Origin of the sequence: Ruminococcus flavefaciens ATCC 19208, assembly GCF_000518765.1 — a bacterium.
GTDB classification, from domain to species: Bacteria; Bacillota; Clostridia; order Oscillospirales; family Ruminococcaceae; genus Ruminococcus; species Ruminococcus flavefaciens.
This window is the reverse complement of sequence record NZ_JAEF01000006.1, coordinates 143,380-161,136: the sequence shown is the minus strand read 5'-3', so window position 1 is coordinate 161,136 and position 17,757 is coordinate 143,380. Positions and strand designations below refer to the sequence as shown.

Sequence of the window (17,757 nt, the reverse complement as noted above, 5' to 3'; positions counted from 1 at the left end):
CTCCATTTTACTTCTTTGATATTGCGGCTTTGACCGAAACACCGTTAATCTGTCCGAGCCTGCCTGTGAGACTGCTTATAACATCAGGCTCTGCATCAAGTGCAACAGATATCAGTGATATACCGCGTTCCTTATAAGGTATCCCCATGCGTCCGATAATTATATCGCTGTAGTCATGGAGCACGTTATTGACTTCTACAGCTGCCGACTGTTCATCAATAACTATCGCCGCTACTGCTATACGTTTGTTTTCCATTCTCTCCTCCTTTAAAGGCAGGAAAAGCAGTTAATAAAAAATCCGCCCAGCATGGACGGAGAATATCTGCATAGTATAATACAAACTGCCATCCGATAACAGAGTTTTCACCCTGATGCCCGAAAACAAAATTATTTTACAGCCAAAAACAGAATAAATCCTGCATTCCGCTGATATCATTCTAACACATTGTTACATTATTGTCAATTTATGATTGTTAGTATCTGCTAAGACTGTTAATTAGTTTCTATATTGCTTTTTGTTGCAGATATTAATATCATATTGACGCTTATTGTCCGATATTTGTGCATTTCAAACAATGAAATCGCTATTATTTCAAAAAAATATATAATTTTTCAAAAATCACTGGACAAATTCTTTTATTTGTGATATACTAATTTATAGATTTATTTTTGAGGTGATTATTAATGGGTTTATTCTCATTTTTCCAGGGTGGAGCTAAATATTTCGATAAAAAGATCGACCCTAAATGTGATTACTGTATGTACGGAAAAAGAACAAAGGACGGAAACAGGGTACTGTGTGAAAAAAAGGGCCTTGTTGAACAGAACTATTCCTGCAAAGCATTTATCTATTCTCCATTAAAGAGAATACCTGTTAAACAGCTTAGATTTGTCGGAAGTATCGCCGACGATGACCTTTATATAGAGTCAAAGGGCGATCGCTCGGAAAAAGAAGAAGCAGAAAAACAGACAAACAATGAAAAGCAGAAAAACGACAAGAAGCAGGCTGCTCCTGCTAAACAGGCTGAGTCCGAAAAAAAAGCAGAGCCTTCCAAGAATACAGACACAGCTAAACAGCCTGAAGCTCCAAAGCCTCAGAATGCTGAGAAGAAGGAAGCTGCACCTGCTGAAAATAAAGAACAGGCATCTAAAAAAGCTGATGAAACTCCTGCTCCAACCCCTGAGAAAAAGGAAGCTCCGACAGCTGCACAGGCTGCTCCTCAGCAACAGGTCCAGCAAACAGCTCTTCAGGCTGCTCAGCAGGCAGCACAACAAGCTGCTCAGGCTGCTCAGCAAGCATCTGCAAATAATCAGAAATAATAGAAGTTATAAAGAGGAGTGTTTACCGCGCTCCTCTTTTTATTAATCATTTCTTCCATTTTTACTTGACAAAAAACAGTTTACAGGTTATAATATTACTTGTCTGTTGGAAAGATCACAGTTTCTTTTTGGAGGCACATCATGAATTACGAACAGGAATGCAGTCATAACAGAATGATGCTCAAGAAATGCAAAAGGTTTTATAATATGGCATCTGTATTTTATATTGTTGCATATGGCTTTTCAATTTTTACTTCTGTGTATTTCATGATACTTGCGCTGTTTGATCTTGTTTATTTAAAACTGATATTCATTAATATTGTAATTCTTGCCACAGGATTTCTGAGCGTATACCTGAAGAATAATATCCTTCCTGTAGCAGCGTCCTCTCTTGCACTAATAGACTTGTTTTGTTCAAGATTCGCACCTGTTTTCACACCTTTAGTCATCATCTTTTCTGTTTTTACAATAATAGTCAACAGAAAATATAAATGGCTTGAACAGCAGGACGGTTTCCCTTATTTCAATACAAGATTCAGAGATCAGGAGCTTGACCGTGTACAATGGAATATCAAGGATCCGTATCAGCAGAATTATGAGGAAATAAAAAAACGTTACAATAATTCAGGCGATATGGACGAATTATGATATTACTCTTTCTTCCAGATCAATAGCTTATACGCTGATGTTACGAATCGAAATATCATTGTTTTTTAACCGCTTTGACCATGTGAGGTTCATATGTTTGGTATAGATAAAATATGTACATTCGGGATCGCATCTCCTATTTGGATAATATTGCATGGTTACCCGGATCCATCAGATATAAATCCTAATCTTTCAAAGATCATGGAAATCCTCGGATTAAGCATTGATATAAAAGAAATAAATTCCATATATGACAATACACCTTGCGATAAAGGCGATATATTAGTATATGGTGATCATGCAAACAATTGCATAGTCTTTGACCTTTACAAAGATCCAACAGATCAGTTAGATGTCATAGATTTTGGTGTGATTTGCAAAAAAAGCATATCTGATAAGGTCAGAGAACTTGTTGATGCTATGCGAAACGAAACCGATAAAAAAGTCAAAATAAGCGGTTACGACTTTACTTCTCCACGTTGGGCACATTGTGTCCTCAAAGGTGAAAACTATATATACAGCTACGTCAAACAGGCAATAATTTATTGTAATTAATAAAATGCGGATGTGGTGAAACTGGCAGACACGTTAGATTTAGGTTCTAATACCGAGAGGTGTGCAGGTTCAAGTCCTGTCATCCGCACCATTCAAAAAGTCCGATTATTCGGGCTTTTTTCTTTTGCTCTCTTCTATTCCTATCTTGGTACCAGGTAATGAGACACAAAACGTGTATTTCATGTGTATTCCGACAAATGGAATAGCCGCAGGTCTCCCTGCGGCTTTTTATATACCTATTCATTGATCTCAAAGCACACCGTACTCGAGTCCTTGAAGTCGCCATTGAATTCAAGGTTTACATCAAGGCTGCCGTCATCGTTTTCGTGAAAAATTATCCTCCCCACAAGCAATCGCATATTCGCATCAGAGATAGTAGATATGTTTGCAAGAAACCTTTCTTTTCATCATATTATAAAGGCAATAATTACATTATTGCAAATACAGCTTTTTCAGTTGAAAACTTACTGTATTTACGCTATAATATGCATAAAAATAACAGTCTGAACAGACAGTGAGTGTGTTAATCAAACCTCAAGTATTTGTCCGCAAATTAAATTCTGACAGATTAAACTTAAAAATAATGAGCCTGCAATTACAGGCTCATTATTTTTTATTAACTTGCTTTTTTCATAAATGCTTCAAGTGATATAACATTTTCTTCCGTTGTTGAAGCATACGCATAGTATGCAAGGATATTCGACGCATCAACAGCGTTTATCATACCGTCATGGTCAACGTCGGCTGCAAGCTTCTGATTATCATTATATCCGCCATCTTTATTAGTCGAAACCAGGGCATAATATTTAAGTATCGAAGAAGCATCAACTGCATTTATCAGTTTATCATTATTAACATCACCTAGCATATAATCAGTTGGAGATGAAACTGTTGTTGTAGTAACAGATGTAGTTGTTACCTTTGTAGTAGTCGATGTATTAGTAGATGTTTTAAGTGCTGATGTAGTGGTTATTGCAGATTTAGTTGTAGTAGTTGATGTTGCGGTTGTTGCAGATTTAGTTGTAGTAGTTGATGTTGTGGTTGTTGCAGGTTTAGTTGTAGTAGTTGTCGAAGCTTTGCTCGTTGTGGTAGTAACTGTAGTTGTAGCAGTTGCAGTACTTGTTGTACTTGCTTTGTTGCTTGCTTTCATAGTAATATTAACATTTGTTCTTATAGGAGGAACTTCAAGCCATTCTGACTCTGCATCTTCATATCCGTCCTTATGGCAAACAACCTTCCACTTTCCCTCTGGAACGTCCCATAAGTAGTTTCCGTCGCTGTCGGTATTAAGAGGATTCATCTGATCGTAGTCCTCCGCATTCCATTTTACACTCTCCCCCGTTTCGGGATCAAGGTAATAGAGCGTGACAGTTGCATCCTTTATTGGTTCTCCGCTGTCGGCATCATAGACTGCACCGCTTGGATCCCATATCCATTTGAGATGAGCTGGGGTAATATATTGTAAGAAACCTTTAAATGATGGATCTTCACCATTTTTCATACATTGCTCAAGATAATCTTCCATTGTTTTAATCGCTTGACCGAGGCACCATGATGCAACTGGAATTAAAATTGGCGGAACTCCTAATGCTCCTAATATATATGCTCCACCAAATGTTTTTATACATTTTAAAGCATATATAGCTGTAGCCCAATCCTTGTAATTTTGGTTATTGCCTGCTCTATACATTTGTGAAGCCCAGTTCCAAGTATCACTGGCAACTGATAATCCTTTTACAATATCGCCGTAGTCAGAGCCCCACATGCTCTTCATGCAGTCCATATATCCCTTAGACGCATATTGATTGATTATCTGGAATACAGGATGATCTGCATCTTTTCCTTCAATGCATTTAAACCATGTGGTTCCTGACATTTCACCGGCAGACACATTGTATATATCGCCTATTACATCAAATACATTATCGTCGGATTCTGCTTTGACCTTATTACTTGCAAATATTGAAGGTACATTCTTTCTGTTTGCTTTTATATCACCTAAAATAACATCAGGATTTGAATCGGCAATATAATATTTTACTTTTTTATTATTTTCAATTAATGTTATACCCGGATCGTAAAGACCAAGTGATTTATAATTTTGAGATATTTCTTCTAATGTATAATACGTGCCATTAATATAAGCTCCACTTGCATTTTCGTTGTAATAAAAATCAAACGAATTACTTGTTTTGCCGTCTGAAATATTTATTTTTACACAAAATGCTTTGGAAGCATCATCTTTAGCAAGCAGTTCGACATTGCTGTTGTCATAGAATTCCTGCGGAACATTTTCAAAACCTGTTGTTAAAGACATAAGATCTTCGTATGAAGGGGATTTTTCTTTTTCAAGAATGAATATATTCAGAGTACCGGGGACGTAGTGCGGATCATTTTCATCGAAGTTTCCTTCAGTGCTCCATAAGTCTTTTTCAGGATTATAAAACGCTTCTATGTATTTGATGTCATTGCCCTTCTGGCTTGTAACAAACAGTCTGTCAATTTGATCTGTGTTTACAGTAGTTATATCAAAGCCGAGATTAGAATGATATTCAACAACAGGTGTTGCACCCTTTGTAAATACATCAGTAATATCAAGTTCTTCATATTTATTGCCGTGAACACCGTATTTAAAAACGACCTTTTTTACAGAAGGTCTGCCTGCGGAGTATTCAACTTTTATCTCATCGCTCTTCAGACTTCCGCATTTTGCATAAAGAGTATAAACCGAACCATCAGGCGATTCAGGAAGAGAAATAGTTCCGTGATATTTTCCTGTAGACTTATTTGTTCTGAATACACCTGCACTCTTGTCGTTCACGAATATCTCAACATCGTGATCGCGCTGTGATACGCCGTACACTTCTGCTTCATAACTATTAACTACTGTTGGTGCACCGATAGTGATATCAGGACAATCAACATATACACTTCCTATAGGCTGATCCCATTTTGTCTTGTTGGACTCAAATGTAAGAGAAGCTGTTATCTTGTAATTGCCGATATCTGTAACACGTACTGAGAATTCCATCTCTCCGCTTCTTGAATTTACAGGGATAACACCCTCCTGAATGTCATCTGTATTGATATTCATATTCTTGCTTCGGATAGTATCGAGCATAAGTGTTAAACCATCGGGTACATTGATATTCAGCTTCATGCTCTGTGCGTCGCTTATAACAGAAGGGAGCAGATCATATTTGAGCTTATAGTTTATGATACCGTTTACACTTCCTCGCTCTGTATTGGCAATGAAGTATGTATTTTTAGGATCAAATACAGTTAAACGCTTATCGTTGAGGCTTTCACAGCCCATAAATGTATTTGAACTGAATTTCAGAGATGAGTTTGAAGATTCAACTTTTTTAAGAGCTGTGCAGTTCTCAAAAGCGTGATTGCCGATCTCTGTAACAGTATCGGGAAGTATTACGGTCTTTAATTCCTGAGCATCTTTTGCGATATACTCGGGAACTTTTTTCATGCCGTTTCCAAAGCTGAGATATTCAACACCGCTTCCTGCAATAACTCCTGTATCAACTCTGTTTCCACCAACAATTCCAGTCTCGCCGCTTACATTAGTAACGCCTGCTGGGATATCGAGGTATTTGATCTTATTACAGCCGCTTATCATTTTCTCACCAAGAGTTGTAACGCTGCTCGGTATTTCAAGCTCTGTAAGCAGGACACAATCCTTGAAGCATTCTTTTTCAAGGGTTTTAAGTCCGTCAGGAAGTGAAATTGATTTAAGAAGCGAACAGCCTTCAAATGCGGACGCACCAATATTTGTAAGGCTTGCAGGCAGCTCTATAGATTCAATAGCAGTTCCTTCAAATGCGCTCGAACCAATAGAAAAGCCTTCCAACGTTTTTGAAGGAGCTTCGGGAATTATTACAGTCTTAAGCTGTGTTGCACCTGCACAAATGCAATGGGGTATGCTCCTTATTCCCTCTTCAAATATAACAGTCTCTACACCGCATCCTGCAAGACAACCGTAAAGATCAAATTTACTATCAACATTTTCAACACTTGCAGGGATGGTTAATTCCTTGAGCTTTTTACAGCCGTTGAAAAGATCATGTCCGAGGTTTTTGACATTCTTGTTGAATGTAAAGCTTTCAAGAGCAGTACAGTCACTGAAACAACTGTTACCTATACTTTCAACATTTTCCGGAAGAGATATGGTTTTGATCCTTGGACAGTTTCTGAATGAACTTTCACCGATATTTTCTACACTTTCCGGCAGAACGATAGTTTCAAGCTCAGAAGAATCACGACAAATGAAGCTAACGATGTTTCTCGTTCCGTCCTCAAATATTACCTTTTTAACGCTGCTTCCGTAAAGGCAGCCGTTACATACTGCATCTGTTCTTATCGCAGTAACAGATGCAGGGATAGTGAGTTCCTTGATCTTGCTGCATTTTTCGATCATATTTCTTCCAACAGTAGTAACATTCGTACCAAGTTTGAGTTCGGTCAATAATTCACAGCCGCTGAAACAGAATTCACTTATTATTTTTAGTGACTCAGGAAGAATGATATTTTTCAGTATAGAGCAGCCCATAAAAGCTGATTCGCCAAGCTCAGTTACATTTTCAGGAATCTCAATACTTGATAATGATGTGTCTGCAAAAGCATATTTTCCAATGGTAAATCCGTTCTTTGTCGCCTTAATTGTAGGAAATTCCACTGTATCAAGCATTTCAGCACCGTTACAGATATAATCAGGTACAGACTGTATTCCTGATTCAAATATCACTTTTTCTACGCTGCTTCCTTTAAGAGCACCACCCTTGTCGCTTCCGCCATAGGCAACAGTTTTAGGTATCGTGATCTCTTTAAGTTCAGGACAATCCTTAAATAAGTAATTTCCGAGCTTCTTAACAGTTCCGAGATCAATGCTTACAAGTTTTGAATTGCCGCTGAAAGCTTCATTGCTGATCGCTGTTACTGTTTTCTGGTCAATGGTTGACGGTACTTTCAGCTCGGTATCCGAGCCTTTATAGCCTGTGATGGTTATTTCATCATCACTTTCGGTGTACAGCCAGCCGTCTTCAGTTTCTTTGATGTCTTCTGCCTTGATCGGTTCCCATATTATATTACCTTCTATGGAAATCGGGGCAGACGTTTCTGCGTTTGCTGTCAGTATGTGTTTGCTTATCGGTTTTGAAGGGAAATAAGCAAGAGATGCTGAAACAGTCAGTACAGCAGCAGAAAGTGTTGCTATTGCTTTTTTTAGTTTCATAAACGATCCTCCATTATAAATTTTTTCTTCAAATAATTAATAGGCGAAAAAATAATTATTATCCAAAAAAGTTATGCTATATATTCAATTGCATAACACTTTACCCATTATAGCATAGTTAAAAACTGTGGTCAAGTGTTTACGCTAAATCAATTAAGCAACGTATTCCTTAGTCTTGTCATTTTGAAGTATCTATGAAGATACACACAAAAAGGAATCCCGACAATGTCGGGATTCCTTTTTATATAACTTTAGTGTGACAGTTCACATATTTTATGAGCAAAAAGAATCGTTTTTTCTTTGCTATAGCTCATACGCGTAAAAAAACAGCCTTGCCATTCCGGATTTTATACTGTTTTTTTACTTAGTTTATTTGTTCTGGGAGCAAAATTTACAATAATAATGCCTGCTGCCACAAGTAAAAGCGCAGCTGCCACCCTGTACGGACCTGCCTCGCTTCTCTCCGACAGAAGAAGATACGAAAGAATAACTCCGAAAACAGGATTCATAAAGCCGAAAACAGAAATCATGGAAACAGGATTGTGTTTCAGAAGTACGCCCCATATTGAGAACGCAGCCGCAGAAACAAAGGCAAGGTAAAGCAGCATGAATATCCCTTTTGTATTGATCACAGTGATCCTCCCACCTGTAATACACCCGAAAACAGTCATAACAATACCGCCTATGATAAACTGCCAGCCGCTGAGAAGCACCGTATCCTCAGTGTGAGAATAACGTTTTATAAGTCCTGCCGAAAAGGCATAAGACAGCGCGGACAAAAACACAAAACCTTCTCCCGTAAGCCTGAAGCCACCGCCGATACCGCTGAGATTAATGAGTACCACACCTGAAAATCCGATCAGGCAGCCTGCTATTTTTTTTACAGTAAGCTTTTCGGTACGGAAAACAACAGCAGCAACGATTATGGAAAGAAACACATTTGAAGCCGTAATTACAGAGCTTTTCATGCCCGTACTTCTTGAAAGTCCGATATAGAAGAATGTATATTGCAGTATAGTCTGAAAAAGCGACAGCTTTGCAGCTTTGGGTATCGTTTCTTTCCTCGGTATAAGCAGCTTTCTCTGAATGATACTGCCAATAAGAACAGCAAGAATGCCTGCAAGAGTAAATCTTAGTCCTGCATACAATATCTGGGTATAGGTATCATCAGAGGCTATATGCGAATATCCGCAGCCAAGCTTTATGCACGGGAAAGCACTTCCCCACAGCAGACAGCAAAGCATGGTCAGCGGCAGCACAACTATTTTCTTAGTAAGCAACGACTTATCACTCATATGACTCTATACCTCTTAAAATCCCCATTTTCTCAGCTTCCAACATGAGCTGCCTGCATTTCTCATTCATAGTGCCAAAGCTTTCAATGGTACAAACAGCATTTCCACAACTTCTCATAAGCTGCAGTGCTTCTTCATATTTCTCATCTGAAACAGGCTCGAAAGCCTGCTCCGAAACAAGCTTTGATGCAAGAGCAGCAGCAACAGGATATTCGATATCATTCTCATGTATGATACCTGCCGCAAAGGCTATACCATTACAGCGGAGACTTCGATACAAAGCTACTGCACTTCCGCCGCCACCGATTATAAACACCTCGGGAGCGGAATTAAGCCTTCCAAGCTCGGGCGAACCATAGGCTTTACAGAAGCTTCCCTTTTCTACTCCGTAAAGCTCCTCTATGCAGCTTCCCGAGAATATTTCCTTTGGAGTACCTGTGCGGTAAATGCCGTTTCCTTTTATACAGATGATAGTATCTGAAACACGCTGAGCAAGCTCCAGCTCATGAAGGGACATTATAACAGCTATATGCCGCTCAGAGGCAAGCTTTTTCAGTATATTCATAAGTTCAAGCTTGTACTTTATGTCAAGAAAAGTTGTCGGCTCATCGAGTATAAGGATATCAGGCTCACGGCATATAGCTCCTGCAAGCATTATCCTCTGACGCTGACCGTCGCTTATCCTGTCGAAGTCACATTCCGCAATATCCTCAGCATCAACGAGCCTGAGCGCTTCCCTTACCTTTTCCCTGTCCTTGTCGGACAACACTCCCAGCCTGCCCGTATAGGGGTAACGTCCTGTCTCAACAACGTCTATGCAGCGCATATATTCGGCCTTTACCCTGCCTGTAAGAAGCACCGATACCGACCTTGCAAGCTGATTGCCGCTCAGATCATCGAGCTTTTCTTTTCCAATATAAACAGCGCCGCCAAGAGGTCTTAGCTGTCGGCAGATAGTTTTCAGCACAGTGGACTTTCCAGCACCGTTAGGACCTATGAGAGTCAGTATCTTCCCCTGCTCCGCATTTATCTCAACGCCCTCAACTATGACCTTTTTGCCGTAGCCTGCCGAAAGAGCCTTTGTGCTAAGCATTATCCCGTTCATTTCAGCCTCTCCTTTCTTTGTGAAGAAGCATATATATGACCACAGGCGCACCGAATACAGCCGTTACCGTACTTATACTCAGCTCCGTAGGAGCAAAAAGCGTTCGCGTTATCAGGTCGCACAGCAGACAGAACACCGCACCTCCGAGAAAGCAGGCAGGAAGAATACGAATAGGCTTTGCCGTACCGAATCCGCTTTTTATGATATGGGGCACTGCAACCCCCACAAAGGAAACAGGACCTGCAAAAGCCGTAACGCAGGCTGAAAGCACACTTGAAAGCAGTATCAGCGAAGCTCTGAAGGCTTTTATATGTACTCCCGAATTTACTGCATATTCTTCACCGAGCTGATAAGCGTTCATAGGCTTTGAAAGCATGAAAGCAAGGATACAGGCAGGAAAAACTATAGCTGCCGAAGTAAGTACGTCGCCCTTTCCGATACCCGAAAAGCTTCCCATTGACCAGTTATGCAGGTTCACGATGTTGGAGTCGTCGGAAAAATTCACCACAAGCTCAGTAACAGCAGAGCATATATATCCTATCATAACACCGCAGACTATAAGCACCGACATACGTTTGACCTTGCCCGATATGAGCAGAATGATACCCATTGATATCATTGAACCTATAAAAGCCACAGTTACCATGCCGAATGAATTCACAGCAAAGCCCCGTGACAATGAAAACACCATAAGCAGCGCCACCATAAGCTTTGCACCTGATGATATACCGAGGATATAAGGACCCGCAATAGGATTTGCAAAGAAATTCTGAAGTAAAAATCCCGAAACAGACAATGCTCCTCCGAGGATAACAGCCGCAGCGGTACGAGGAAGTCTCAGTCCTGTTATTATATTGTACGCAGCCTTGTCAGACTCGGGGTGCTGAAGTGCATTTATCATTCTGTGAACGGATATATCAGCACTTCCTGCACAGATATTAATAACCGCAAGCAATACGAGCATTACAAGTAACAAGATATATCCAAGTATAATTCGCTGCCGCTGTGCTTTCATCATTATCACTCCAGACGATACATAAAATTCATATTGTCATCGGCTTCACCCTTGAAAACGCTGTGAAACTCCTTTATCATATCAGCAGCACCTGTAGTCTGCTGAAATACATTTTTTTCCGTACACCAGACCTCACCGTTTTTTACGGCAGTAAAATCTTTTATGAGAGGATATTTCGCTGTGATATCATCTATACTGCTTACACCGCCTGTTATATCGCTGTTATAGAAAATTATATCAGCGTCCCATGCCTTCTCATAAAAGGACTCAGGCTGAATAGTCATGGAAGAAAGGGCATTCTCATCGGTTTTCAGGTCGTCATTTGAAAAGATGTACTCTCCACCTGCCATTCTCATCATTTCGGGAACGTAATCCGCTGGCTTGCGGACTACCACACCGCCTGCGGAGTTGATATAGAAAAAAGCTGCTTTTTTACCTGTGTTTTCCTCAGTGAGTATATCTTCTATCTGCTTTGTTTTCTCATCAAAGAGCTTCTGCGCCTGTTCCTCGCAGTCGAACAGGATACCGTAAAGCTTTATCCATTCCATTCTGCCGAGAGGGTCTTTTTCGTAGCTTGATCTCTCTACCAGCACAGGTATGCCGAGAGCTTCTATCTGCTCCTTGACCTCTGGACTGTGATATATCATGGTAGACTCAATTGCAAGTCCGCATTCCTCTTCAAGAAGAGCCTCATAATCGGGAGCGCTGTACTTGCCGATATATGTAATATCTCCGCTGTCTATCCTGTCACGGATATTCTGCAAGCTCCAGTCATCATACTTTGTGGAAGTCATGGTGACATCAGCCAGCGCGCCTGCTCCGTCAATGAGATCCATAGCAGATGAAGCTGCATTGTATACGTTATTCAGCGGCTGCTGTATAACAACGGCGTCACCTGCCGACTTGGGAGCTTCACCATTTTCGGGGACTACAACATACTTATCCTCACCTATAGTCAGAAGCACACAGTCATTGTCGATATACTCCGCCGAAAATTGCTGAGCGTATTTCAGCTCAAGCATTTTTCCGCCCTGAGAAACATAGGCTGTACTTTTCCTGTCGGCACAGCCAACGATCAGAACAAGTGCAGCCGCTGCAAAGAATACACGTTTAAGCATATTATTCGGTAATTGTAGAAGAATCAAAGAAGATAGTATAATCTATCTCATGGGGTGTACTCATAGCCGTAGTATCAGCCTTAACCGGCATCTTATAATCAAAGCCCGTAACAGGTATCTCGAATATTGAGAATTCTTCTGTACTTACAGGCATTATCTTCTCATCTTCAACTACCATATAATCATATTTGTTGCTGCTCCAGATTATTTCGGCAGAAGCCTTTCCGTCTTTGACAGTAAGCTTTGCCGGCGAAACAACAGAGGCTTTTCCCGAGCCGCCTTCGAGCTTAATATCAATATCGTATTCTCCGTCCTTGAGAGCGAGAGACTCAGCGGTATTATATCTGCTTTCTGTAAAAGCTTCATCAGACAATGAATCGGCACGGAACACAAGGGTTCTGTCATACCACATTCCCTTGCGCTTGCTGTAAGCAGCACAGTCGATCTCCTTGTCAAGAGCTTCAACAGGCACAGTGAAAGAAACCACATCTCCGCTTTCCTCAGCCTTGATAAGATCATCTTCGGAAGCCTTTGATGCATCTTCACCAGTACCCATGAACAGATATTCGTAGCCGCTTCCGCTCATTGTTATCTTTGCAGTCATTTTGCCGTCTGCAACTGTAAGCTTACATTCGGTTATCTTGAACATTGAAGAGCTTGAATCAACGTTTATATCGTATTCACCGTCTTTGAGCTTATCAGCTGCAACAGCCACCATGCCCTCGTAACCGACCTCCTGCTGAGGTGCAGTGACCTGTTCGGTAGTTGTTTCTGCTTCGGTCTCGGCAGCGGTAGTTGTTTCAGCTTCTGTTGTAGTCTCAACAGAAGCAGTTGTAGTCTTTGCCTCAGACTCAGATGAATTATTCTTATTGCCGCATGAAGTCAGTACAGCAGCGGTTAATAAAAGTGATACTACAGCAAGTTTTTTATACATATTAATTACCTCTTAATGAAGCAGCCGACATAAAGCCGGCTGCAATTTCAATTTTTTTTTTACTTTACAGAGTCAATTGCCTTCTGAGCGTGCTCAACGTAGAGCTTCTGGATATCCTCGTTCTCACCGAGACCTCTCAGTAAGCACTCAACGTCATAGCCCTCAGCAAGGAATGCAGACTTCCATGAATCTTCGTCATCGCCTGCCATGTCGTTATTGGCGTGATCACCTGCAACTACCATAAGAGGCTCAAGAATGACCTTCTTATAGTTTCCTTCCTTTACCTTTGCAATAACGTCATCTAAAGAAGGGGTAGCTTCAACAGTGCCTACATAGTAATTCTTGAAGCCGTCGTTTGTGAGCAGATCCTGAATCTTCTGGTATACTTCATTTGACTCAGCCTCAGTACCATGACCCATGAAGCAGATAGCTGTCTCGCCGTCATCATACTCCTTTGTCCACTCAGTAATAGCCTTTTCTACCTTAGCAAAGTCATCATCGCTTGTGAGGAGAGGCTCACCGATAACAACCTTATCAAAAGCATCTGAGTACTCAGCGATCTTGTCTGTAAGCTCCTCATACTCAAGACCGTTCATAAGGTGGGTAGGCTGAACAACGAGAGTCTTTACTTCGTTGTCAACAGCTCTTTTAAGAGCAGCGTCGATATCATCAATGAGAACGCCGTCTCTCTTGTTAACATGGTCTATAACGATATTTGCAGTAAATCCGCGGCGAACCGAGTAATCAGGGAATGCCTTTTCGAGAGCGTTCTCGATCGCACCTATAGTAAGACGGCGGCTGTCGTTGAAGCTTGTACCGAAGCTTATAACGAGGAGCTCATTGTCACCGATCTCGTCCTGATTTCTGATATTATCGAGAGAAGCATCACCTGTATCGTAGTTCTCTTCATCGTCTTCCTCAGCCTCAGTAGTTATTTCAGCTTCTGTTGCTTCGGTTGTATCAGCCTCAGTTGTTACAGCAGTTGTAGTTGCTTCAGTTGCAGTTGAATCATTGCCGTCCTTCTTCTCGCTGTCGCCGCATGAATTGAAGCAGGCAGCAGTAAGTGTAAGTGCAGCAGCGGCTGCGATCATTTTTCTCATTTTCATTTTCTTTTCCTCCTGTTTTTTCAGGAGACATAGGTCGTGCGCAAAAAGACCTTCCGCTCAGGCAGAAGGCATCACAATAAACCCGTCTTTTTACGGGCGCCAATGGTACGATCAATGCCTCGTGATCTTGGGAATTATCCCATGTACCGATAAGCGGCAGGTTTCCTGACTTACAGGCAATAGCACATTTTTCCGCCTTCCCGTTTTTACACAGTGGCTGTACGATGTACGTGAAAAAATGCTGCCCGATCACAGTGACGAGATCGTGCAGGCATCGCACCTGCTTCCCTTTTAACCTTTGCGGCATCAGCCGAAAGGCACCGTTTATCTTCATTGATTTAAAATATCCATGAATACAAGTGTATTATAGCACAGATTTCACATATTTCCAATAGTTCAGCCAAAAATCGGAACATTTGACAAAAATAATTCTTTCTTTCATAAAAAAATCTATATAAGAAGCGTTATATAGATTTTTACACTATATGTAACAGCAAGAATACTTTTGTGCACACAAAATCTATTGACATTTTCAACAAAAAAGAGATATAATTATATAAAGTATTCTATATTCGGAGGATATTAAAATGAAATTGAAAAAGCTAATATCAGCAGCTGTCTCAGGTTGCATATTTTTATCGGCATTCACGGGACTTAGTGCTTTTGCAGCAAATCAGCGCGTATCCGTACACGATCCTTCTATAGTCAAGGATAACGGTACATATTATGTATTCGGTTCACATATCGAAGCTGCAAAGACCACTGATCTGCGTAACTGGAAACGTTTTTCAAACGGCTATGCCACCACAAATAATGTTGAATTCGGCAGCCTTTCACAAAATCTGCAAAAAGCCTTTGCATGGGCAGGCGAAGACCTTGAGGACTGCGCAGGCGGCTTTGCAGTATGGGCACCCGATGTTGTTTGGGACGCAGACTATATCAACTCCGACGGCAGCAAAGGTGCGTACCTCATGTACTTCTGCACCTCCTCAACATATATGCGCTCGGTAATAGCTTATGCCGCAGCAAAGAACATTGAAGGACCGTACACATTTGTGGATACTCTCATTTATTCAGGCTTCACAAACAATGACACATATGTAAAGAGTTCAACAAAAAACGTGAACAAGAAGTACACCTCCACGAACATAGACGAGCTTATTGCCGCAGGACAGGTAAGCTTCAACAACAGCTGGTTCAGAAACAACGACTTCAACAATCAGCTCTTCCCAAACGCCATCGACCCTACCATATACTATGACACCAGCGGAAAGATGTATATGTGCTACGGCTCATGGTCAGGCGGTATATTCACCCTTGAGATAGATCCGAAAACCGGACAGTGCATACACCCGAAAACAGGCACTACCTCTGACGGCAGAATGGTGGACAGCTACTTCGGCACAAAGATATCGGGGGGCTACGGCAAATCAGGTGAAGGTCCCTTCATCGAATACAATGCCGATACAGGCTACTATTACTTATGGGTAACATTCGGCGGACTCACCTCAACAGGCGGGTATAATATGCGTGTATTCCGTTCCGCATCGCCTCTCGGACCGTTTACCGATCCCGCAGGCAGACAGGCAGTTCTCCCCACAAATCCCAACCTCGACTCCACTGGTCTGAAGGTAATGGGCAACTACAAATTCAGCTCACTTAGCAAGGCATATATGGCTTGCGGACATAACTCCGTACTCCGTGACGATGACGGCAAATGGTATCTTGTATATCACACACGTTTTGACGACGGAGCAGAATTCCACGAGGTTCGTGTACACTCCATGTACTTCAACGATGAAGGCTGGCCTGTTGTAGCCCCATACGAATATGCAGGCGACGAGATATCTGCATCTGGCTACGATGACTCCGATATTATCGGCGACTATGAATTCATCAACCACGGCACCTCCACAGACGGAAAGATAATAAACTACAGCAGCATAAAACTCAATTCCGACGGTACAATAAGCGGTGCAGTCACAGGTAAATGGTCACAGTCGCAGGAGAGCGCGGCTGCTGAGATAACAATAGGCGGTCAGAAATACAGCGGTTACTTCCTTGCAGCCAAGGACGAAAACGGCAAAAAGGTAATGTCCTTTACCGCTGTAGGCAGCAACAACCAGACCGTATGGGGTGTGCAGACAAAGGAATACAACGGCTCAGAGCGTAAAACAGGCATTCCAGATTACACTGACAAAGACTCAAAGATAGTATATTCCACAGATTTTCTGCTGCCAAGCAGCTATACTCCCTATATTTCAGGTACCGACCTTCACTCCGATGTATCATATTACATCATCAACCGTAACAGCGGTAAGGCTGTAGACCTACCCAACGGCAGCCTTGATATCGGGACTAACATACAGCAATGGGAATTCAACGGAAGCTGGGCACAGCAGTGGAAACTCACGTCTATTGACGAAAAATACTTCTGTATCCTCTCCGCAGGCGATGAGCACAAATGCATCGGTCTTGCAGAAAATTCAGGCAGCGACGGCGTAAACATTGAATTACAGGAGTTCACAGGCGCAGAAAATCAGAAGTTCATGATAAAAAAGCAAGGCTCATACTACGGTATAGTTACCGCTTCGTCCAATGACAAAAGCGGATTTGACGTATATGAATGGTCAAAAGAGAACGGTGGAAACATCAACCAGTGGGAATACAGAGGCGATGACTGCCAGCTGTTCAGCCTTGAAGCTGTTCACCCAACCGTAACTGACGGTACATATTCAATGCGCGATATTTTCTCAGATTGGCTGTACAATTCAGCCGAAAGGAACCTCAATTTAGACAGCTATATGCAGATACATCAAATAAACGGCGACTCATTAAATCACGCAGACGACCATATCTGGAAATTCAACAAACTTGATGACGGCAGCTATACAATTATAAACAAGTACGGCGACGCACTCACATCTGACAGTGCAGGAAATATCACTGCAAAGGAATACACAGCCGACAGCTCACAGAAATTCAGAGTCACCTGCAATAAAGACGGCTCGTATTCCCTTGTGCAGAATGAAAAATGCGTTACAGTCATCAACAGCGGCAGCGACAACAACTATATCCTCTCCTGCCGTCTTGAAGATTATAACGGTACAAAGAATCAGAAAATAATACTCACTCCCGAAAAAGCGCGTACAGGCGATGTAAATTTTGATACAGACGTAACTGTTGCAGACCTTGTAATGCTACAGAAATTCCTGCTGAAAAACGAACCTGTAACAAGCTCGGCATATGCAGATATCAACTATGACGGAGTTATTGACATCTTCGACAGTATCGGACTCAGAAAGCTTCTCATAAGCAAATAACATTCATCAGCGCAGCTGCAAGCCATAAACTTGCCGCTGCGCTTGTTTTTTCGACAAAATACAAATAATTCATTTTAACTTGACATTCTATGTGAA

Annotated in this window: 12 protein-coding genes, 1 tRNA gene and 1 riboswitch; of the genes, 5 read left to right on the top strand and 8 right to left on the bottom strand. The window is 41.5% G+C overall.

All coding sequences use genetic code 11. The features are described from left to right. Positions 1-7 precede the first annotated feature (7 nt). Positions 8-256: a TM1266 family iron-only hydrogenase system putative regulator gene (locus L870_RS0100650; protein ID WP_028516459.1), complete on the bottom strand. Its 249-nt coding sequence runs from the start codon at positions 254-256 to the stop codon at positions 8-10. 428 nt (positions 257-684) lie between these two features. Between L870_RS0100650 and L870_RS19825 the strand changes: the two genes are divergently transcribed. From L870_RS19825 to L870_RS0100630, 4 genes are all read left to right on the top strand, one after another. After that, positions 685-1,320 carry a hypothetical protein gene (locus L870_RS19825; RefSeq protein ID WP_037270693.1) on the top strand — a complete coding sequence of 212 codons (636 nt, stop codon included), beginning with the start codon at positions 685-687 and terminating at the stop codon, positions 1,318-1,320. Positions 1,321-1,461: 141 nt separating this feature from the next. After that, positions 1,462-1,968 (top strand): hypothetical protein, encoded by a 507-nt coding sequence (locus L870_RS0100640; RefSeq protein ID WP_028516458.1) that lies wholly within the window; start codon positions 1,462-1,464, stop codon positions 1,966-1,968. A gap of 93 nt (positions 1,969-2,061) precedes the next feature. Beyond that, complete coding sequence (locus L870_RS18190) at positions 2,062-2,523, top strand: hypothetical protein (protein WP_051411315.1); 462 nt, start codon at positions 2,062-2,064, stop codon at positions 2,521-2,523. Positions 2,524-2,529: 6 nt separating this feature from the next. Next, positions 2,530-2,614, top strand: a tRNA-Leu gene (locus L870_RS0100630). A 525-nt stretch (positions 2,615-3,139) separates the two neighbouring features. On the opposite strand, the gene L870_RS0100625 is transcribed toward L870_RS0100630, so the two are convergent. The 7 genes from L870_RS0100625 to L870_RS0100595 form a co-directional block, all read right to left on the bottom strand. Beyond that, positions 3,140-7,765, bottom strand: coding sequence for a leucine-rich repeat protein (locus L870_RS0100625; protein WP_028516457.1), 4,626 nt, complete (start codon positions 7,763-7,765; stop codon positions 3,140-3,142). A 347-nt stretch (positions 7,766-8,112) separates the two neighbouring features. Next, a complete protein-coding gene (locus tag L870_RS0100620; RefSeq protein WP_028516456.1) occupies positions 8,113-9,060 on the bottom strand; it encodes a DMT family transporter in 948 nt (315 codons plus the stop codon). Further along, entirely contained in the window at positions 9,053-10,165 is a 1,113-nt protein-coding gene (locus L870_RS0100615; protein WP_028516455.1) for an ABC transporter ATP-binding protein, read from the bottom strand. Before L870_RS0100615 ends, L870_RS0100620 begins: the two co-directional genes overlap by 8 nt. Before the next feature lies 1 nt (position 10,166). Continuing rightward, on the bottom strand, positions 10,167-11,180 hold the full coding sequence (locus L870_RS0100610; protein ID WP_341349455.1) for a FecCD family ABC transporter permease: 1,014 nt from the start codon (positions 11,178-11,180) through the stop codon (positions 10,167-10,169). Positions 11,181-11,185: 5 nt separating this feature from the next. Beyond that, a complete protein-coding gene (locus L870_RS0100605) occupies positions 11,186-12,298 on the bottom strand; it encodes an ABC transporter substrate-binding protein (RefSeq protein WP_028516453.1) in 1,113 nt (370 codons plus the stop codon). 1 nt (position 12,299) lies between these two features. After that, positions 12,300-13,232 (bottom strand): hypothetical protein, encoded by a 933-nt coding sequence (locus L870_RS0100600; protein ID WP_051411313.1) that lies wholly within the window; start codon positions 13,230-13,232, stop codon positions 12,300-12,302. Positions 13,233-13,291: 59 nt separating this feature from the next. After that, a complete protein-coding gene (locus tag L870_RS0100595) occupies positions 13,292-14,332 on the bottom strand; it encodes a sirohydrochlorin cobaltochelatase (RefSeq protein ID WP_341349454.1) in 1,041 nt (346 codons plus the stop codon). Between the two features lie 144 nt (positions 14,333-14,476). Continuing rightward, positions 14,477-14,678, bottom strand: a riboswitch (cobalamin riboswitch). A 247-nt stretch (positions 14,679-14,925) separates the two neighbouring features. Here L870_RS0100595 and L870_RS0100590 point away from each other — a divergent pair. After that, the gene (locus L870_RS0100590) at positions 14,926-17,661 is read left to right on the top strand and encodes a family 43 glycosylhydrolase (RefSeq protein ID WP_028516450.1); all 2,736 of its coding nucleotides are present in this window, start codon (positions 14,926-14,928) and stop codon (positions 17,659-17,661) included. Positions 17,662-17,757 lie beyond the last annotated feature (96 nt).